The 21041-nt window shown below is 37.7% G+C and carries 16 protein-coding genes; 13 read left to right on the forward strand and 3 right to left on the reverse strand.

What is annotated here, in order from left to right; all coding sequences use genetic code 11:
- Nucleotides 1–116 precede the first annotated feature (116 nt).
- Nucleotides 117–2108: an alkaline phosphatase family protein gene (locus tag ACQKNX_RS03060; RefSeq protein WP_427427511.1), complete on the reverse strand. Its 1992-nt coding sequence runs from the start codon at nt 2106–2108 to the stop codon at nt 117–119.
- 460 nt (nt 2109–2568) lie between these two features.
- Here ACQKNX_RS03060 and ACQKNX_RS03065 point away from each other — a divergent pair, with 460 nt between their 5' ends.
- Both ACQKNX_RS03065 and ACQKNX_RS03070 read left to right on the forward strand, forming a co-directional pair.
- Complete coding sequence (locus ACQKNX_RS03065) at nt 2569–2982, forward strand: hypothetical protein (RefSeq protein ID WP_427427512.1); 414 nt, start codon at nt 2569–2571, stop codon at nt 2980–2982.
- Nucleotides 2983–3148: 166 nt separating this feature from the next.
- The gene (locus ACQKNX_RS03070; RefSeq protein ID WP_427427513.1) at nt 3149–3934 is read left to right on the forward strand and encodes a VOC family protein; all 786 of its coding nucleotides are present in this window, start codon (nt 3149–3151) and stop codon (nt 3932–3934) included.
- Nucleotides 3935–3986: 52 nt separating this feature from the next.
- Here the strand turns inward: ACQKNX_RS03070 and ACQKNX_RS03075 are convergent, their stop codons facing one another.
- The gene (locus ACQKNX_RS03075) at nt 3987–4187 is read right to left on the reverse strand and encodes a cold-shock protein (RefSeq protein ID WP_004269397.1); all 201 of its coding nucleotides are present in this window, start codon (nt 4185–4187) and stop codon (nt 3987–3989) included.
- A gap of 212 nt (nt 4188–4399) precedes the next feature.
- Between ACQKNX_RS03075 and ACQKNX_RS03080 the strand changes: the two genes are divergently transcribed.
- The 9 genes from ACQKNX_RS03080 to ACQKNX_RS03120 all read left to right on the forward strand — a co-directional run bounded on the left by ACQKNX_RS03080 (nt 4400) and on the right by ACQKNX_RS03120 (nt 18187).
- The gene (locus ACQKNX_RS03080; protein ID WP_427427514.1) at nt 4400–6079 is read left to right on the forward strand and encodes a formate--tetrahydrofolate ligase; all 1680 of its coding nucleotides are present in this window, start codon (nt 4400–4402) and stop codon (nt 6077–6079) included.
- A 560-nt stretch (nt 6080–6639) separates the two neighbouring features.
- Nucleotides 6640–8676: a hydantoinase/oxoprolinase family protein gene (locus tag ACQKNX_RS03085; RefSeq protein WP_427427515.1), complete on the forward strand. Its 2037-nt coding sequence runs from the start codon at nt 6640–6642 to the stop codon at nt 8674–8676.
- Nucleotides 8677–8679: 3 nt separating this feature from the next.
- Nucleotides 8680–10359, forward strand: coding sequence for a hydantoinase B/oxoprolinase family protein (locus tag ACQKNX_RS03090; protein ID WP_427427516.1), 1680 nt, complete (start codon nt 8680–8682; stop codon nt 10357–10359).
- Nucleotides 10360–10375: 16 nt separating this feature from the next.
- Nucleotides 10376–11128 (forward strand): IclR family transcriptional regulator, encoded by a 753-nt coding sequence (locus tag ACQKNX_RS03095; protein WP_427427517.1) that lies wholly within the window; start codon nt 10376–10378, stop codon nt 11126–11128.
- A gap of 22 nt (nt 11129–11150) precedes the next feature.
- Entirely contained in the window at nt 11151–12725 is a 1575-nt protein-coding gene (locus tag ACQKNX_RS03100; RefSeq protein WP_427427518.1) for an OPT/YSL family transporter, read from the forward strand.
- A gap of 16 nt (nt 12726–12741) precedes the next feature.
- Nucleotides 12742–13785, forward strand: coding sequence for a DUF917 family protein (locus ACQKNX_RS03105; RefSeq protein WP_427427519.1), 1044 nt, complete (start codon nt 12742–12744; stop codon nt 13783–13785).
- 758 nt (nt 13786–14543) lie between these two features.
- Complete coding sequence (locus ACQKNX_RS03110) at nt 14544–15164, forward strand: HD domain-containing protein (RefSeq protein ID WP_427427520.1); 621 nt, start codon at nt 14544–14546, stop codon at nt 15162–15164.
- Nucleotides 15164–17050 (forward strand): ABC-F family ATP-binding cassette domain-containing protein, encoded by a 1887-nt coding sequence (locus ACQKNX_RS03115; RefSeq protein ID WP_427427521.1) that lies wholly within the window; start codon nt 15164–15166, stop codon nt 17048–17050. Before ACQKNX_RS03110 ends, ACQKNX_RS03115 begins: the two co-directional genes overlap by 1 nt.
- 12 nt (nt 17051–17062) lie before the next feature.
- A complete protein-coding gene (locus ACQKNX_RS03120) occupies nt 17063–18187 on the forward strand; it encodes a conserved virulence factor C family protein (RefSeq protein WP_427427522.1) in 1125 nt (374 codons plus the stop codon).
- Nucleotides 18188–18476: 289 nt separating this feature from the next.
- Here the strand turns inward: ACQKNX_RS03120 and ACQKNX_RS03125 are convergent, their stop codons facing one another.
- Complete coding sequence (locus ACQKNX_RS03125) at nt 18477–19436, reverse strand: alpha/beta hydrolase (protein ID WP_427427523.1); 960 nt, start codon at nt 19434–19436, stop codon at nt 18477–18479.
- Nucleotides 19437–19568: 132 nt separating this feature from the next.
- Here ACQKNX_RS03125 and ACQKNX_RS03130 point away from each other — a divergent pair, with 132 nt between their 5' ends.
- Complete coding sequence (locus ACQKNX_RS03130; protein WP_427427524.1) at nt 19569–19985, forward strand: Rrf2 family transcriptional regulator; 417 nt, start codon at nt 19569–19571, stop codon at nt 19983–19985.
- A 147-nt stretch (nt 19986–20132) separates the two neighbouring features.
- Complete coding sequence (locus ACQKNX_RS03135; protein WP_427427525.1) at nt 20133–20900, forward strand: DUF7683 domain-containing protein; 768 nt, start codon at nt 20133–20135, stop codon at nt 20898–20900.
- The last annotated feature ends 141 nt before the right edge of the window (nt 20901–21041 follow it).

Here is a 21041-nt window from a genome sequence, read left to right on the forward strand (position 1 = left end):
ATCTATCTGAAATGCGCTTCTATTCTTTCGCGTTAGCGAGGGTTGCAGCAACAATGTGCCTGCAGAAAGAGCAACACATAGAGGATATTAAAGGCAGATGTTGAGCGAACGTTTAATCATTCCGAATGTTCCTCACTGTTTTGATCTTTAAAAATCCCTTCAATGATTTTGCCTTCTACAAATGAAGGTATTTCTAACCCTAGTAAATCGTAAATCGTCGGTGCTATATCTAAATTAGATGTGGATTTTATTTCTTTCCCTTTTGAAAATTCTGCTCCAGTCGCGATAAAAATAGGTCTAAGCATGCTTCTGTTTGCATCCCCTCCATGTGTCCCTAATTCAATTGGAGGCGTTACATTTTCTTCAATGTCGCTACCAATAACATAGCCAGGTGCACCTATTAATACGACATCGCCTGCATTTTGATGTTCCAAAAGCGTTATATTTTCATTTTTCAATACACTTTCATAAGGATGGATTCTTGGTTCTAACAGATGGCTCCAAATATTTTTGACATGCTGTTGAACAGTAGCTAACGAATAATTGTCCGTTTGTATAGCAGACTTCATTTTTTTCATTTCATATCGAATCATTGCTCCTTTGTTATATGTAACTTCGACCTCTTTAAAAGCTTGGATGATTTGGTCACGGACATGATTATATTCTTCTTGAGGGACAATTCCGCCTTTTTCACGGTTTTGTAGGTTAATGTATACATTTGCTGCTGATCCACTTGGAATGGCGTATGCTTTTGATTCTGCATAATTAATTTTATTTTTATCGTGTTGATCGACCGCTAATAACCCTGCATCTTGCAGTACTTTGTTAGGCGAAAGAGTAGAATGGGCAGGTTCCATTCCATGATCTGAGACGACAAACAAATAATCATTGTCTTTTAGGGAATTCAATGTTTCACCAACTACTTCGTCGGCTAATCGGTACGACCACTCGATATAGCTCATATATTTTTTTGACTTTTCATCTGAATAGTCTGGCTGACGAGGGTCTATTAATAAATACTTATGTTGTTCATGATCAATATGTGGTGTATAAAACATTAGCAAATCAGGATTGTATTGCTGTTTTACATAAAGCGAAACTTTTGTGACCCACATGATATGTCGTTTACTAATCTCCTCATATTCCTTTCTTGTAATCCATCCTTTCTCAAAGGCACTATCATCATCTTGTGCTGGATAAAATCCAAATTCCTTCTCAATATCTTCGGCAAATCCTTTAGGACCACTAATTCGACTAGAAGTTACAGCTGTCCGGTACAACTTTACAGGACTGCTAAGATTTTCGTTATCTACTCTCATTTTGAACCAAAACCCCGCAGATTGATGATCTTTTATTTGAATTGGGAGTGACTCCCATTTGTTTCCTTTCACAATAGCGTCCTCAGAATCTACTTTTTTATCTTCAGATAATATAAACGTGTCATAGTTTTCAGTTTGATCATCCGTTGAGTCAATCGCCAAAATGTGGAGGAGACGATCTTTTTCATCTTTCATTTTAATGGAGAATTTCGCTTCCTTTAAAGGACTGAAGCTTTTAGGGGATTGAACCCATTCAGTAGTTTTCTTAAAGGTTAACGATTCCAACTTACTTGGAGACCAAGTTTCTCCAAAATATATTGAATAATCGCCTTGTTTTTCCACTTTGGGATTAGCACCAGGAAAAGCGATGGTGGCCGTTGTTTTCCCTTGTTTTTGAGCTTCTACCCATAAAGGAGGTACTTCGCTTTTTGCCTGAAAACCGCTTTCTTCATTATCTAAAGCTGTGTTTGGTTCGTGAAAATGATTACTTACGATGCCAGTTTGTTTCGGTGTAGCCCCTGTTGCTATTGCTGCATGTGAAGGCGCAGTAAGAGAAGGGGTAATCGTAACAGGTTTTTCGGCAGTAACGCCATTTTCTAGCATCTGTTTGATATGAGGTAATTTATTCTCTTGCACATATTTTTTAGTATAGTCATTTTTCATTCCGTCAAATGAGATAAGGATGACCTTTCGATCCGTTTCGTGATTTTCCTGTGCCTCTACTTCCTTCGTTGTGGTAAATAGGCAAAAATTAAGGATGATTAGGCCTACATAAAAAATTTTTTTCATTTTCTTATCCTTTCTGACCGCTAGCTCTTCTTAAAAAAATTGGTTTGTCCAAAAAAGCATATTAACAAAAGACAAAATGAAGAATGTCTGTTCTATCAATATTTTGATTATAAAAAGGAGCATCTAAAAGTCGAAAAAACGATTACAGAAAACGCTCCTTATAAACTCTAGCTGATTCTGTTTAATTTATTTATCAATAAATTACCCTTTTTCCTATGTATGAAACTTTTTTGTATTACATGCTGCCCCCAAGGAAAAGAAGAGGGGCAGCACGTAAATTGTCCGTATTGTAAAAGACTTACTAAAGTCAAAAGGATAAAAATCAGCAATTCAAAACGTGTTGATGTTCATTTGAAAGCAGATAATTTATAATATACGGACCATTTTGGAACTATTTGAATTTTGGGACGTATTAATAATAATAAATGAAACTTCTAAGAGGCTAAGGAGGGGGTTTTTTATGAAAAAATGGTCACCTTATTTATGGAAATTAATTTGGGTTATAGGTTTATTTTTATTAACAATTATCAGTTATGAGATTAAAAATGAAATTAGAGTTATGTCAGATTCAACATTTAGTATAACTCCTATTTTTTGGACTAATTTTATTACTCTCTTTATGTTGGGTGTCTATTTATCACTTATTTTTATAAAAAAATGGACCATTAATATAAATCTGCCTTTACTTATTTGCGTGTTCATTCCGTGTTTTCTCTTTTCAATATTTCTGCCAATCGCTACAATTTTGCCATTATCTTTACCCATAGGTGGTATATTGTTTAGTAAAGTCATAAGTTCCTATTTCATTGAAATAGTTGCAGGTTTAACATTCATGCTCAGCATTTTTAATAATTTAAAAAGTGATAGTGAATAAAATAGTTTATAACAATATACATAACGATTTATAGTTGTGATGTACCTCTACTCTTCTAAATACCCAATTTAACACCTTTAATTATTTGAATATTCCTAATTTTAATTTAAACCTAGAAAACTAACAGGTAAAGTATATAATGAAAGGACAAAAAGGGGGAAGAAGAATGACTTTGTATTTTGATCATATCGTTCATCAAGTTCAATCACCGGAAAATATGAAAGTCTTTTTAAATAAACGTCATATCCATACCGTAAATGGTGGTCAGCACACAATGTGGGGAACGTATAACACATTAAGCTATTTTGGGTTAAGCTATATTGAACAAATAGCGGTTTATGATCATGCGCTATTTGAGGAAGCGGCGAAATTACCGTATTCCTTACATTATACTTTTAAACAGGACAATGAGCGCTATGGTTTTTCTAGAATTGCTTTACGCACTACAAAAATAGAAGCAGAGGCACAGCGTTTACGTGCGCTTGGCTTAGAAGTTTATGGACCAGATGCTTGTAGTCGAACACGACCTGATGGATCAGTTGTTGAATGGAAACTATTACATTTCGGGAAACAAGAGCAAGTAATCGATTTTCCATTTTTTATTGAATGGGCTGATGGGGATGAGGAGCGTTACGCACAATTAGAGGCAAGTGGCGCTCTAAAAACAACACAAAATATTTCGATGGAGTCAGTACAGTTTTATGTCCAAGATGCGAGGGCAACTGCAAAGATATGGCAAGAAGTATTACAATTATCAGAGCCTGAAGTTCACTCGGAATTTGTTTCATTACATTTGCCTAATATTCGTTTAGATTTTTACGAAGAAGCTGCCGCAACAAAAATGATGCTTGGTCGAAAATGTGAAGGGCCGTTCGGTGTTACGTTGAGAGATACAGATCGGACGAAGGAAACTTTAATTTCTCCAGGAGCATTTTATTGGCTTAACCCATAGTTACAAAAAAACAAAGAAGGAGCTGTTCATCAAATGAACAGCTCCTTGTCGCTTATAATTTCACAACATTTGACGCTTGAGGACCACGATTGCCTTCCACTACATCAAATGAAACCTTCTGTCCTTCTTCAAGTGTACGGAAGCCTTCCTCTTGTATGCCCGTAAAATGTACAAATACATCTTCTCCATCATCACATTCAATAAAGCCATAACCTTTTTCGTTATTGAACCACTTTACGATTCCTTGTTGCATAAGCATTCGCCTCCAATGCGCTCGAATGTAAAATACTATCAATTAACACGTGGCATAATTGATAAAAAATGAAAAAATTGCATTTTCTCTTAGAACATACATGAATTGATTACAGTTGTCAATTGATTGTCGAAATATTGCGTAACTAACTGTGTTTTCTTTCTCAATAAAGTCTATAATGGAGTTAAATAATATAGAAAGTAGGGTGCCAAATGACAACGAGAAATCATCCTTTATCAGATTTAGAAATCGCTAGTCAAGCGGTTATGAAGCCTATTATAGATATAGCAAAAGCGGCAGGTATTCCAGAAGATGCACTAGAACAATATGGCCGCTACAAGGCAAAAATAGATCCTATAAAAATTACAGCACAGGGCGAGGATGCGAAGGTCGTGTTAGTGACAGCGATAAGTCCAACTCCAGCTGGTGAAGGAAAATCAACAGTAACGGTTGGGTTGGCAGATGCACTTCATCAATTAAAGAAAAATGTAGTTGTCGCATTGCGTGAGCCTTCCCTTGGCCCGGTAATGGGTGTAAAAGGAGGCGCGACAGGTGGTGGATATGCTCAAGTTGTACCAATGGAAGATATTAACTTGCATTTCACTGGCGACTTGCATGCCATCACAACAGCCAACAATGCGTTATCAGCCTTTATAGATAATCATATCCACCAAGGTAATGCATTAAACATTGATCCTCGCCGTATCATTTGGAAGCGAGTAATGGACTTAAATGACCGTGCTCTAAGAAAAGTGGTTATCGGTCTTGGTGGTCCTGTGCAAGGAATGCCACGTGAGGATGGCTTTGATATTACAGTTGCCTCTGAAATAATGGCCGTATTCTGTTTAGCGACAAGCATAGACGATTTACGTGAGCGTTTAGCAAGCATCGTCATCGGTTATACGTATAATCGTGAGCCGGTATTTGTGCGTGATTTACAAGTAGAAGGCGCGCTAACTTTACTACTAAAAGATGCGTTCAAACCAAACTTAGTGCAAACATTAGAAGGGACACCTGCTATTATTCATGGCGGTCCATTTGCCAATATTGCACACGGCTGTAACTCAATTATGGCGACACAAACAGCACGTAAGCTAGCGGATATCGTCGTAACAGAAGCGGGCTTCGGTTCAGATTTAGGTGCTGAAAAGTTCATGAACATTAAAGCACGTAAGGCAGGCTTCAAACCGAGTGCCGTAGTGATTGTGGCAACGATTCGTGCATTGAAAATGCATGGTGGTGTAGCAAAAACGGCTCTCGTTGGAGAAAACGTGCCTGCGCTGTTACAAGGCATTGAAAACTTAGCCAAACACGTGGAAACGATTCGCACATTCGGTGTAGAGCCAATTATCGCATTAAACCGTTTTATTACAGATACAGAGGCGGAACTAGAATCAGTGTTAAATTGGTGTCAAGAAAATAATGTTCGCATTGCCCGTACAAATGTCTGGGAAGAGGGCGGCAAAGGCGGTTTAGCTTTAGCAGAGCAAGTACTCTCTGTCCTTGATGAAGAAAATAATTTCTCCCCTTTATACGATGTAGCAGAATCGATTGAAGAAAAAGTTCGTACAATTGTTCAAAAGGTCTATGGTGGGAAAGATGTCCAATTTACAGACCAAGCGAAAAAGCAAATCGTGCAAATCGAAAAATTCGGCTGGGATGTTCTGCCGATTTGTATGGCAAAAACACAATATTCGTTATCTGATCAACCAACGTTACTTGGTCGTCCAGAAGGATTTACAGTAACGATTCGTGAAGTCATTCCAAAGCTTGGTGCAGGCTTCTTAGTTTGTCTGACAGGTGATATTATGACAATGCCTGGGTTACCAAAACAGCCAGCTGCCTTACGTATGGATGTCGATAGTGAAGGACATGCGGTAGGCTTGTTCTAAATAATATATAATATTAAAGGCTGCTCCTTTTTAGTCAGAAAGGGCAGCTTTAATATTTTAAAAAAAGTTAAAGTAGATCGGCATCATATTTACTAAGTAAAAAACTAGTTAGCCATAAAAACAGAAAGCTTTCTTTCTCGCTTTATCTTTCTAGAAGTCTTACGATAAACAGGGAACATAGAAGAAGTACGGCGATAGATAATTCATAAACGTTTTCCAATAAACTTATATTTTCTAAAAGGCTTTTTATTTGTAATGATCCTCTCCTATAGAGGATATGGTTTTTTGATAATTATGTTGATTAGGGCTCTGGTGTATAACCAGGGTCTTTTTGTGTTTTTATAACAAATAAAAGTGAATTTATGAAATGTAATATTTGGTTATTTTTATAAATGATAACCTAAAAATGGTAAGAAAATGAGGGTTTTTACCATAAATTTAATTGTCAAATGAATTTTTATTTATAAAATACATTGAATTTTCTTTTTCTTTTAAATATAATTTACTTAATTGTTAATCGGAACAGTGTTCCGATTATAGGAACGAGGAGGGATGAAGACTTGAAAATTGCAACAGATATCGGCGGTACATTTACTGACCTAGTTTACACAGATGAGATGGGAAATCTTCATTTTGACAAGGGACATACGACTCCAGGTCATTTTGAGGACGGTATTTTAAATGTATTAGGGCGACACGTTACGGAAGATTCATTGATTGAATCATTTATTCATGGTTCAACGGTCATTATTAATACATTGACGGAAAGAAAAGGGGGCGTAGTCGGGCTGATTACAACGAAAGGCTTCCGTGATGTATTAGAGATTGCTCGTGGTAATCGTCCAGACCTTTATAATTTTAAATATAAAAAACCAGAACCTTTTGTAGAGCGATACTTACGACAAGAAATTGATGAGCGCATCGATTTTAAAGGAAATATTATGAAAGCGCTTAATACCGATGAAGTTGCAGAAATTGTTAGAAAATTCAAGGAATTAGGTGTAGAGGCTATTGCTATTTCATTGATCCATGGCTATAAAAATCCAATTCATGAATTACAGCTAAAAGAAGAAATTGAAAAGCTTTGGCCAGAGGTGTACATCACACTTTCAAGCGAAACGATTAAAGAATATCGAGAATATGAAAGAACAAATACTACTGTTTTAAATTCATATGTAAAACCAATTGCACACGCTTATTTAAAAAACCTAAAGGAAAAATTAAGCTCGATTGGTATAACAGATCATTTGAAAATAATGCAATCAAACGGTGGAACGACAAGCTTTGATAAAGCGATGGAATTGCCAATTAATTTAGTTGAATCTGGTCCTGTAGCGGGAATGTTTGGTGCCGCAAAACTAGGAGAGCTGTTAAATGAATCAAATATAATTGCCTTTGATGTTGGCGGAACGACAGCAAAATGTTCACTCATTACGGAAGGAAAAGTAAATGTTACAACAGATTACTATATTGAAAGAAATGAAAAGTTTGCAGGCTATCCAATTAAAACACCTGTTGTAGATATTGTTGAAATCGGTAATGGTGGTGGTTCCATCGCACGCGTCGATCCATTCGGCTCCTTAAAAGTTGGACCAGATTCTGCTGGTGCCAATCCAGGTCCTGTTGCTTATGGCTTAGGCAATAAGCAGCCAACAATTACAGATGCAAATGTCTATTTAGGGAGATTATCATTAGAAAACTTTGATAATCCAGTGTCTATTGACAAAGTCGAGGAAGCACTTAGTGAAGCAATCGCGAAACCGTTTAATGTGACAGCAGAAGAAGCAGCGCAAGGAATTATAGATATTGCCAACTCTAATATGCTAAATGCTCTTAAGCTCATTTCAATTCGTAAAGGCTATGACCCTGAGGATTTTACAATGGTTGCCTTTGGTGGCGGTGGTCCACTACATGCGATTGATTTAGCTGAAGAACTGGGCATGAAGAAAGTTATTATTCCCTATGGGTCATCAGTCTTTTCAGCATTAGGGATGATGATGACAGAATATCGACAAGATTATATTCAAACCAGCTTAATGAATTTTGATGATCATCATTTAACTGCCATTCAAAAAAATATTGATGAGGCTATTGAAAATGCTTATGCGGATGCACCTTTATCGAAGGAGCATTATTATTTCGAGATTAATTATGATTTGCGCTATAAAGGTCAAGAGCATGCAGTTAAATTGAATGCATCAAATATTTCGCTTCATGAAAAAGAGCTAGCTCAATTAGCAGAAGCTTTCCATATCAAACATAAACAGGAGTTCGCTTTTGACTTACGAGAGACTTCAATAGAGCTAGTAAATTTACATCTTACGATTTATGGAAAAGATGAAGCGGTCCAGTTTAAGGAGTTAGATTTCTCACATATTGATGCTTCTACATGTATAAAAGCAACACGAAATCTATACGTCAAAGAAACAGGCTGGGTAGAGGTTAACGTATACGATCAACAAAAGTTAGTACCTGGCTATGTTATTGCAGGTCCTGCTATTGTGGAAAGTCCTACATCTACAGTTGTGATAAATGAAAAGCAATCTATTGAAATAGATAAATACGGCAATCTAATTGTAGAGATGGAGGGGAAATAATACATGAAAAAAGATGTTTTTGCTATAGAAATTATTCAGGATTCATTGCTGGCCATTGGAGATGAGATGTTTGTTGCATTAGCACGCTCATCGATGAGCCCTGTTATCTATGAGGTTTTAGATTATGCCTGTGGTTTAACTGATGCCAATGGTAATTTGATTAGCCAAGGTAATGGTGTGACAAGTTTTATTGGAATGTTGAGTCCAATGGTTCAACATGTCATAGAAAAATATGACAATGGGAGAAAATTAAACGAAGGTGATGTCATCATTATAAATGACCCTTATGTTGGGGGAGGCTCGCATTTATCAGATGTAGGATTAGTTTTACCGATTTTCGACAATGGAGAAATTATTGCTTATTCTGCAAATAAAGCACATTGGACCGAAGTAGGTGGGATGGACCCTGGTTCATTTACAAGTAATTCGAATGAAATCTATCAGGAAGGCCTTCAGCTACCTGGTGTAAAGCTTTATCAAAAGGGCGAGCTCAATGAAGGCATTTATGAAATCATATCTACAAATGTTCGTCTACCAGAGCTATCTATTGGGGATATGTTAGCGCAAGTAGCAGCCTTGAAAACAGGTGAGAAAAGGATTGCAGAGCTTTGTCGGAAATTTGGTGCTGAATCGGTGAAGTTGTCCATTCAAAAATTATTGGACAAGGGTGAAAAAATTGTAGAGCTTGAGCTTCAGCATCTACCAAAAGGTGAATTTTATGCAGAAGACTTTATTGAAGGCGATCCATTAAAAGGAGGACCTTATCCAATTCAAGTGAAAGTAACGATTAGCGATGAAGAATTTATTTGTGACTTTAGAGGCTCACACCCTGCTGTGAATGTGCCAGTAAACTGTTCACAATTTGGCTTAATGGCTAGTGTTCGTGTAATGTTCTTAGCATTACTTGGAGATATTGATGTGATTAATGAAGGTGTCTTTACACGCTTAACAATTCTTACCGATGATAATTCAATTGTATCAGCGAAGCGTCCACATCCTGTTTCGATGAACTTTGAGGCACGTATTGGAGCAGCAGACTTAATTTGGAAGGCACTTGCACCTCATTTACCTGAAAGATTATCAGCAGGGCATTTACAGTCGGTTTGTACATTTATTTTAACAGGCAAAAATCCTGAAAATAATGAATCATTCTTAATTGTTGAGCCATCAGTAGGTGGCTGGGGAGCATCAAATGATGACGATGGCCAAAGTGGGCAATATTGTATGGGAGATGGAGAAACATATAATCTTCCTGTTGAAATTGCAGAGACCAAATACGGTATTCAGATTGATGAATATAGCTTAAATTGCGATGGTGCTGGTGCAGGGCAATATAGAGGTGGCTTAGGTGTACGCCGAGTTTATACCGTTAATCATGATAGCCAGAAGGTTTCTGTCAACTTAGGTAGACATAAATTTGCACCATTTGGCTTAAATAATGGTGAGGAAGGCTCGCATAACTATCTGATTATTCATAAACAAGATGGTACAAAGGTGGGACCAGTAGGAGTACTCGCCAATTATGAATTACAGAAAGGAGATCGTATTGAACTTGTCACAGCAACAGGGGGTGGCTATGGCAATCCACAAGATAGAAGTACGAAAGCAATTGAAAAAGATCTAATAAATGGATATATTTCTTTAGAGGTAGCTGAAAAACGTTACGGTTACCAAAACGCATAAAAGGAGAAATATATAAATGACTGTCAAGACATTAAAAAATTCATTGGATATACTAGAATGCTTTGCAACTACAGAAAGCGCATTAGGTGTACGTGAAATTGCACGCATGACAAAACTGCATACAAGTGTTGTGCAAAGAACGATCAATACATTTACTGAAGCAGGGTATTTATTACAGGATGAAGCTACAAAAAAATATAAATTAGGTTATAAAATGTTTATATTTCATGACACGCTCTCCAATACAAGTGACCCTCACTTTACAATTTATGAATTGATGCAAAGTCTTGCAAGTGAAATCAATGAATCAGTCTTTCTAACTTATATGGATAATGAGTATGGTGTTACAACAAAAATTGCTGAAAGTAGTAAAAATATAAAATATGCGGTGTCCTTAGGTACAAAAACACCGCTTTATATTGGTGCTTCTTGTAAAGTTATGTTTGCCTATTTAGACAAAGAACGACAGCTTGAAGTGTTGGCCTATTTTCATGAAAAGCAGTCTGAAGAGGAGCATAAAAAGCTTCTTGATAATTTACAAGAGGAGTTACAAACCATACGACAAAATAAGTGGTGTGTTACTGTCGGGGAGTACAATGAACATGCTTTTGGTATAAGTGTACCATTATTCAATTATAAGAAAGAAATCATGGCATCTCTAACAATTTCTGGATTAGTATATGACATTGACAATCAAAGGGAGAAATACATGCTTGAACAGTTAGTGAAAATTGCGCATCAAATTCAATCTCACATATCTAAACTATAACTACAATAGGGGACCTGACACTATGAATAATAAAGTATTACATCCGCGGGCTTTGGAGCCTGTCACTTTACTAATGATTGTCTTAACATCTGTGGTAGGGGCAATTATTGGGATGCAGCTGATTACGACTTTAGGGATTTCTGCTAATACATCCATCATTGGGGCTATATTTGCGATGATTTTAGGAAGAATTCCAATTGGCAAACTAATTGCATTCAAATCCGTGCATAGACAAAATATTATACAGACAGCAATATCATCGGCTACATTTAGTGCAGCGAGTAGTTTAATGTTGCCAATTGGTATTCCATATGTTTTAGGTTATGAAAATTTAGTTTTGCCATTGTTTATTGGTGTTATATTAGCGATGTTTGTGGATGCTTTATTATTATATAAATTTTTTGATACTAAGATTTTCCCAGCAACAGGTACCTGGCCACCGGGGATTGCAACAGCAGAAGCTATTAAAGCTGGCGATAAAGGCGGTAAAAATGCAAAGGTTTTAATTGGCGGTGTGTTAATCGGTATTGTGGGGTCTGTTCTTAAAATTCCAATGTCAGCTTTTGGGGTAGCTTTTATCGGAAATATTTGGGCGCTTACTATGTTTGGAATTGGTCTTTTACTGAGAGGTTATTCTGTTCAATTATTTAATGTTGATTTGAATGAATATTATATTCCGCATGGCATTATGATTGGAGCGGGCATTGTAGCCCTTATCCAGGTTGCTTTTACTTTGTTAAGTAAAAGATCAACAAAAGAGTCAGAAGAATTAATCTATTCAAAAGACCAAAAAGAAATTCGACAAGGTTTTGGTGTAGGTTTTATTGCTTATTTAGCGATTGCATTATTAATTGCTCTAATAGGTGGTATGATTTCACATATGTCTTTTGGAATGCTAATCGGCTTTATCATTTTCGCAACAATTGCAGCATTTGTTCACGAACTTATCGTTGGGATTGCTGCAATGCATGCAGGCTGGTTCCCTGCATTTGCAGTAGCGTTTATCACACTAATTGTCGGAATATTAATTGGTTTCCCGGCACCTGCTCTTGCTTTGTTAGCTGGTTTTAGTGCGGCAACAGGGGTAGCATTTGCAGATATGGGTTATGACTTGAAAACAGGTTTTATTTTACGTGGAAATGGCAGTGATCCTGTATTAGAAAAAGAAGGGCGTAAACAGCAAATGATTGCTGGGATGCTAGCATTTTCAATTTCTGCAGTTGTAGTTTTACTTTCATATCAATCGTATTTTGCACAGGGTTTAGTAGCACCTGTTAACCATGTATATGCAGCCACTATCCAATCCGGAGTGACTGGAGACGTAGCGAAACAGCTATTGATCTGGGCGATTCCTGGGGCATTGATTCAATTAATTGGCGGTTCAAAGAGACAAATGGGTATTCTGTTTGCGACTGGTTTATTACTAATCAATCCTATAGCTGGTTGGGCAGTGTTAGTAGGTATTTTACTTCGTGTTATTTTCACTTATATGACAAAAGGTAAGAGAGAATCTGAAATGACTGTTTTTGCAGCAGGTGTTATTGCTGGAGACGCTTTATATAGCTTCTTTTCTTCCGTTCTGAAAATAGGAAAATAGAAAGGGGTAAGTGCAGATGGTAAAGGTGTTAACGTATGAGGATGGTTTAGCCGCTGTTTATGGAGGTGCAATCCTAGGAGGCGGCGGTGGCGGCCTCCTAGGGGAAGGCTTAAAGTTAGTGGAGGAAATTTTCGCTGCTGGAAACCCTCAACTTATCGATCTAACGGCATTAAACCATGAAGATTTAGTAGCCTGCGTCGCAATGGTTGGCGCACCTTCAGCGGAAGAACAATATGTATCCAATGAACAGCTATGCTGGAGCTATCAACATATGAAAGCGTATATGGATCATCGATTAAAAGGAATTATCACGAATGAAAATGGTGCCATAACGACAATCAATGGTTGGTTACAATCGGTATTACTGAGCGTACCGGTCGTTGATGCCCCTTGTAATGGACGGGCTCATCCGACTGGCATAATGGGTTCTTTAAACTTACATGAGCAACAAGATTATCAATCTGTTCAATTTTATGCAGGTGGAAAAAATGATTACGCTATCCAAGGCTTTGCTGAAGGAAATTTACAAAACACTGCCAAAACAGTTCGTCACGCTTCTATTCTAGCTGGAGGAATGGTAGCGGTGACACGTAATCCAGTAACAATAGGCTATTTGAAGGAACATGGTGCACCAAATGCAATATCTGCCGCGATTGAGCTGGGATATAGCTTCCTAGGTGGGCGAACAATGGATGAAAAATTAGATAATATTATTCAACTGTTAAATGGCGAGCATATCGTATCTGGAGTAGTAAAGGATTTTTCTTTGATAAAGGAGAATGGCTTTGATGTCGGTAGCTTAACTGTTGAGGATGTTGAATTAACTTTCTGGAATGAATATATGACATTATCAAAGGCAGGGACCATCCAATCGAGATTTCCAGATTTAATAATGACATTTGATATTGAAGGGATGGAACCTGTACCAAGTGCAAACATTAAAGAAGGCATGCATATAGCTGTTATTCAAGTTGATCAAAGCCATTTAAATTTAAGCTCAACGATGAAAAATGCCAAGCTATTACAGGAAATTGATACGGTTATTGGTAAGGGTTTGTAAAAAGAAAAATGCTAAAATAGCAAGAAAGCAACCTAATTCATAAAAGCTGCCAACATCTCATCGAGATGGGCAGCTTTTATTGTTCCTTCAGCGGGAGGGTATTACATACGATCAATTTCTTTCCTACTTCCTTCATAACGTATTTCTTACTTATGGCTTAAATGAACTTTCATTGTCGAAATGAATTATCGAATATTGTTAACGCGACTCTAATGAAGCGGCTTTTCGCAAAATGCTCGCATAGTTGGTTATACATTAATCATTAAATGGAAAAGTTACGTTCAAACATATACGGTAAAAGCATTGTAGAAGGTAACATCGTTTAATGATAAATCCATAAAGCCTTGCTACATTTGGTCAAAGCCTTCGCGGACGCGAAAACAAAGCTAACTCGTTGTTCACATTTTTGTATTGTACTTCCACTATGCGGGTTAACAAACTTGAAATTTTAGGGAAAGTGTTCACTTTTATTGAAGATGATCGGTTACACTATACGCATTTCTTTGTAAAACAATATTTAATTGTATACCCGCTGAAGTTATTTAAAACTGTAAAAACACATAGCTTTTGTACATTACGCAAATTGTGAGCTTACAGAACAATAAAGTTTGTTCTGTATATTTATACTACAATATTCTGAATAATTAGTCAATTGATATGTGTTTTTTATTTGTTTTTCCTATATAAAAGGCGACATCGTTACCAACTTCCCATAGCAATACAGTATAATAGGCAAAGAGAAAGGACTGATTAATAATATGAATGAGTTAAAGAATAAGGTACGTAGCATATATGAGCAATTTGATGCGAGTCATGACTTTCAACATATTGAGCGCGTTTATCAAAATGCGTTAGCGATTTTACATACAGAGCCTAAAGCAGATGCAGACGTTGTGAAAATGGCGGTGCTTTTGCACGATGTAAGTGATAAAAAGTATACAGATAGTAAAGAGCAAGAAGACCGGTTGATTAATGAATTGAAAATAAGTGAAGCTAAAAAACAACATATTCGTGATTGTATCGCACAAGTGTCATTTAATGGAGGAAATGAGCTAGAGGCAACTTCTATTGAAGCGAAAATTGTACGTGATGCTGATCGTTTAGATGCAATTGGAGCGATTGGAATTGCGCGGACATTTGCTTATGGTGGTGCCAAAGGTCGGAAATTATATGATGACACAGAGGAAGCAAGAACGACAATGTCTGAGGAAGATTATCGTAGTAAAAATACATCGTCCGTTACCCATTTTTACGAAAAGCTTTTATTATTAAAAGATTTAATGACGACTGATAAAGGCAAGCAAATGGCTAATGAACGCCATCAATTTATGGTATGCTTTTTAGAGCAATTACAAAATGAAAGAGATGGAAAAGCATAATGAGTCATTTAATCGTACAAAATTTAACGAAGACAGTGGGCGATAAAACGCTCTTTCAAAATATTGAATTTACAATATACGAAGGGGAACGTGCAGGTCTAATTGGCATAAACGGAACAGGGAAATCAACATTGCTATCAATTTTAGCCGGTCAAATCGAAGCGGATGCAATAGAGATTGATCGCCCAAATAAATATCGTGTTGCTTATTTACCGCAAGAACCTACATTTAATAGTGGCGAAACGGTACTCCAAGCAGTGTTTGCCGGTGATTCTCCCGTTTTACAACTTAACCGTCAATATGAAGAAATTGTTGCAGCGCTCGCGTTAAATCCAACATCAGAAAGCTTACAAAAATCATTGTTTAGCTTACAGCAGCGCATGGACGAGGAGCAAGCTTGGGATGTCAATGCACTTGCTAAAACTGCGCTGACAAAGCTAGGCATTGAAATGTTTGATAAGGAAGTGTTAACCCTTTCTGGTGGCCAACAAAAACGTGTCGCTTTAGCGAAAGTATTAATTGAACCAGCAGACCTTTATTTATTAGATGAGCCGACCAACCATTTAGATGTTCAGTCAACAGAATGGCTACAGGAAATGGTGTTACGCTTAAAGGGAGCTGTTATTTTCATTACCCATGATCGTTATTTCTTAGATGAATTGTCGACACATATTTACGAAATAGCAGACCAAACGCTGTATCGCCATATAGGGAATTATGGAGACTTTTTAGAGGCTCGTGCAATTCGCGAGGAAATGGCTGCTGCTTCAGCCCAAAAAGATCGCAATCGTTATCGTTCAGAGTTAAAATGGATTCGCCGTGGTGCGAAAGCACGTTCAACAAAGCAAAAGGCACGTATTCAGCGCTTCGAACAGCTAGAAGATAACTTAGAGCGCAAGTCAGATGATGTTTCTCTTGAACTGGGCTTAGCAACGACGCGACTAGGGCGAAAAGTATTAGAGGCTGAAAATATATCAAAGGCTTTCGGTACGCAAAAAATAGTAGAGCATTTTACGTTTTTACTACAACAGGGCGATCGAATCGGTATAATTGGTGCCAATGGCGTTGGAAAGTCAACTTTACTCAACATGCTTGCTGGTGAACTGTCGCCAGACAAAGGCGAAATTCATGTCGGTTCTACCGTAAAACTTGCACATTTTAAACAAACGTTACCGAAGATGAATGAAAATGAGCGCATGATTGAATATATTCGTGAAGCGTCAAATGATATTACAGATGCAGAAGGTGTACGCTATTCTGCTGCGCAAATGTTGGAGCGTTTTTTATTTCCGCTACATGCACACGGTACGCCGATTGGTAAGTTATCAGGTGGGGAACGCAAGCGTCTGCACTTATTAAAACTATTAATGGAGCAACCGAATGTGCTATTACTGGATGAGCCAACCAATGACTTAGATATTGAAACACTTGGGGTATTAGAGGACTTTATCGAACATTTCCCAGGTGTCGTTATTACTATTTCCCACGATCGCTTCTTCCTCGATCGTATTGCCAAAAAACTATGGGTTTTAGACGGACAAGGACATGTAGATGAGTCACTTGATATTTATAGTGATTATTTACAGAAGCGGGAGCAGGAAACGTCTGTGAAGGTGGAAGCACCGAAAGCCGACAAGCAGAAAGTCGAGAAGCCAAAATCAGATAAGAAAAAACTATCATTTAAAGAACAAAAAGAATGGGAAACCATTGCAGATGATATAGAAAAAACAGAGACTTCAATTATGGAAACTGAAGAAGGTATTGCAAGCGCTGGTGCTGACTTTACTAAATTACAGGAGTTAACGGCTAAACTAGATGAGTTGAATGCCCATTATGAGCATTTAATAGAAAGATGGTCGTACTTAGATGAAATCGTAAACGGATAAGGAGCGTATAACATGAAAATACTTACAATTGAGCCGACACCAAGTCCCAATTCTATGAAGATTATCGTCGATACAGAGTTACCGTTTGGCAAAAGTTTTAACTTTACAAAGGACAATAAAGACGAAGCTACTGGTGAAGCGGCAGCTATTTTAGCCATTGAGGGGGTTAAAGGTGTTTATCATGTAGCTGATTTCTTTGCAGTTGAGCGTAATGCAAAATACGCATGGGAAAGTATTTTATCGAGCATTCGACAAGTATTAGGCGAGGATGTAACGGAAGCTAGTGATATACAAATTGCCAATGAATTTTACGGTGAAGTTTATGTCCATGTACAGTTTTACAAGCAGGTCCCACTGCAAGTAAAGGTATTCGATAATCAACGCGAATACCGTGTAAGCTGTGGTGAACGCTTTGTCGATGCCTTCAATAAAATTATTGAAACAGATGTCGATGAAAACTATATCTTCCAACGTAAATGGATTGATTACGGTGTTCGTTATGGCGAGCTTGAGGAAATTGCTGAAGCGGTCAAACAGGAAATTGATGTAACTTATTCGGCACAACGTTTAGCAGACATTGTGGCAACGATTAATGATACAGAAAAGGTTTACCAAAAGCCTGCTAAACTAAAAATAACGGTGGAGCAGTTCCAACAGCCAGAATGGGAAAAACGGTTCCAATTACTTGACCAAATGGCGGATCCAGAGCTAGATGACCTGCCACTTTTAGATTTAGCGCTGCAAGATGAACAAATGTCTATTCGTCGCCTGGCAACAGTTTACTTAGGCATGATTGAAGATGTAGCAGTTGTTCCGTATTTGGAAAAAGCATTACACGATAAAAGTGCAGCCGTGCGCCGTACTGCGGGAGACTGTATGAGTGACCTAGGCTTGGTAGAATTTGAAGAGGCTATGCAACAAGCATTGCAAGATAAAAATAAGCTTGTTCGTTGGCGCGCAGCGATGTATTTGTATGAAGTAGGGACAGAGCAATCATTACAAGCGTTAAAGGCAGCTGAAGAAGATAAAGAGTTTGAAGTGAAGCTTCAAGTGAAAATGGCCATCGCTCGTATTGAACAAGGTGAAGAGGCAAAAGGCTCTGTATGGAAGCAAATGACGGAATCACGTCAGCAATAGAAGCATAAAAAATATTCGCAAGAGCATCTAAACTTAGATGCTCTTTTTGTTGTCTTGATATAGAAAGAAACGTGATTCTTTTATAGTTGTTAGTAGCAGAGGCGGCGACTCCTGCGGCTTACGGTATGCCCGCGGAAAGCGCCCGGCGAAGCGGACATCAACGGCAGAAATGTTAGATTGATTGATTTCTGAAATCGCCGATAGAGCCATGCGAATCGCTGGAAAAACATCAGGAATCGCCGATAGAACCTTGGAAATCGCCGATAAATTTCCCAGAATCGCTAATTAGTTAAGTAGTAGGTGAAGCTGCTTTTTCAAAAGCTTTTTTAAAGGCATACATATAATTTTCAATTGCACGTTGACTGATTTCTGCTTGAGGGACCATGTGTTCAAATCCATGGAAGCAACCTGGGTATAGATGGAATTCCGTCGGTACACCCGCCTTTGTCAGTCTCGCAATATATTCGATTGTTTCATCTCGGAATGGATCTAAATCTCCTATAAATGTATACGTAGGAGGAAGATTGCTATAATCTTCTGCATGGAGAGGAGCCGCATAAATAGGCGCATCCACAGCATAATTTGGGCCTAAATACATTTCCCATGCTAGATGATTTTGTGGACCGTTCCATACTCGAGCATCAATAATTTCGTCATTTGAAGGTAAAATACAACGATTATCAATCATTGGATATAGTGGCATTTGGAAAGCAATTTTAGGTCCTTTTCGATCCCGAGCCAAGAGTGAAACAGCAGCAGTTAATCCGCCTCCCGCGCTTGCACCATGGACAGCAAGACGTGTTACATCAATGCCTAATTCACTTGCATTTGCCGCTACCCATTCGAGTGCTGTATAGCAATCTTCTACACCAGCAGGGTAAGGGTGCTCTGGCGCTAAGCGATAGCCAACGGAAACGACCACACAATCTAATTGTGAAACAAGCATCTGACAACTTGCATCAAACATTTCAATAGACCCAATGATAAAACCGCCACCATGGATATACAAAATAGCAGGCAGCGTGCCATATTTTTCAGTTGGTTCATAAATTCGAATACGCACATCTGGTGCCCCGTGAAGACTACTAATATAGCGTTCTGTCGTTGTAACGTTTTCCATTTTTACTTCTTCGCTGCCAAGCGCTTCATTCATGACACTACGTGATTCAGCAATATTCTCTCTTGTTAAATTTAGTTCCTGCATAGCTGATAAGAACGTTGTTAACTCAGGATGTACTCGATTTTCCAATTGCATGCCCTCCTTATTTTTGAAAACGCTATCATTTTAATTGTGATTAAAATATCACAATTAAAATATAGTACAATGATTAAGAGATGTCAAATGAAAAAATAGAGTATTTTGAAAATTGGGGGAATAACAATGCAGCTACTTATCCAATCGGGTGATCTGGGGCCGAAATGGTTCCATGTAGCAATGCGAGCAATCGTCCTAATGGCGGAATCGAATGAACTTCTAAAAAGTAATTATATTGCAGAAACGCTAGGGGAGGATGCTACCTTCGTCAGGAAAATTCTTGCGAAGCTTGCAGAACAAGACTATGTACAGGCGCATAGTGGACGTTATGGTGGCTATTGCCTTAATAAAGCACCAGCGCAAATTACTATGCAAGATATTTATAGCGTGCTCGGCAATGACAATGAAACACCTTATTGGTCAGTGCCATCTACTGGTTCGGAACGTTTTATTTCCATGATTATTGCGAAAGCGGAGAAAACGTTTCAATCAGTACTGGCAGATTATACGATTCAAGATATTTTAGATAATAGAAGTAAATAGGGTGTAGGCGAGCAGTCACCGACAAGGTAGAACATTTTAAAAAAATAACACTATTAAATTAGCTACTTTTGATGCTGTTTTTAAAAGAATTGGAGATTGGTTTGATAAAATCTAATTAATATTTTAAAAATGGAGGTGTATATATTAGTGCATAAAGAAATCGACTATCAATGGAGGATTACAAAATACAATCCTGCTTATCGAAATGCAGAAGGACATTATTTGAGGGATGAGTGGACAAGTGCTTCAGAAATTGGAAAATCTTTTCTTGGAGAAATATTAACGTTAGACGACTATTTACAGGTCGAGAAAGCATATGTCGATACGGTGATGAAATTTCTTGAGGTTTATCAAATTGAGAACGTACGACTGATTCATCTTGAGACGTATGGTTTGAGTAACGTGGATAAAACTTCGCCTTTATATGACCCATCGTTTGATACCATTCCATTGGCAGAAGATATGCTAGTAAACATCGCTCAAATTTCAATCGTCTGTAAAATGGCGTTGAGAGATTATATTTATTGTCAACTGATTACCGAGGATTTCTTTGTCCAGTTCGGTGATGACTATTATCTATTTATTGGTGCTAATAGCATACAACAGGAAGCGATACAATTTGCGAGCGAGCAGAGACTTTTTGTAGAACAAATGATATCGCCGTATTATCTTTCTGAAAAAAATGTTATTCGAGAAGTGGCATGGAGCTTTCCTGGAGAAACAATAATAGAAGATAGTGAAATATTGAAAGATATGTCTCTAGAGGAGTTACAAACTATTTTTCAACTCTCTTCTATTCATCCGGTTACAGGTTCATACAAAATTACAGAGGACAATGCGGAGTTTTTCCAAAAGAAAATCAAGCATAAAATGGACTTTACTAAGTATGAGTACTATTTATTAGCTGGGAGTTAAGTAAATAGTAGGTTTTCAAATCCGTAAATTATAAACAAACAAAACACTCGCCCAAAACGTTGAGCTCACAGCGTTTGGGTGAGTGTTTTCTATTTGCAGCCACGTTTTTTTTGTAGATTGCCATCGTTACACCTTATTTTT

Source organism: Lysinibacillus sp. NPDC093712, from assembly GCF_050280025.1.
Classification (GTDB): domain Bacteria; phylum Bacillota; class Bacilli; order Bacillales_A; family Planococcaceae; genus Lysinibacillus.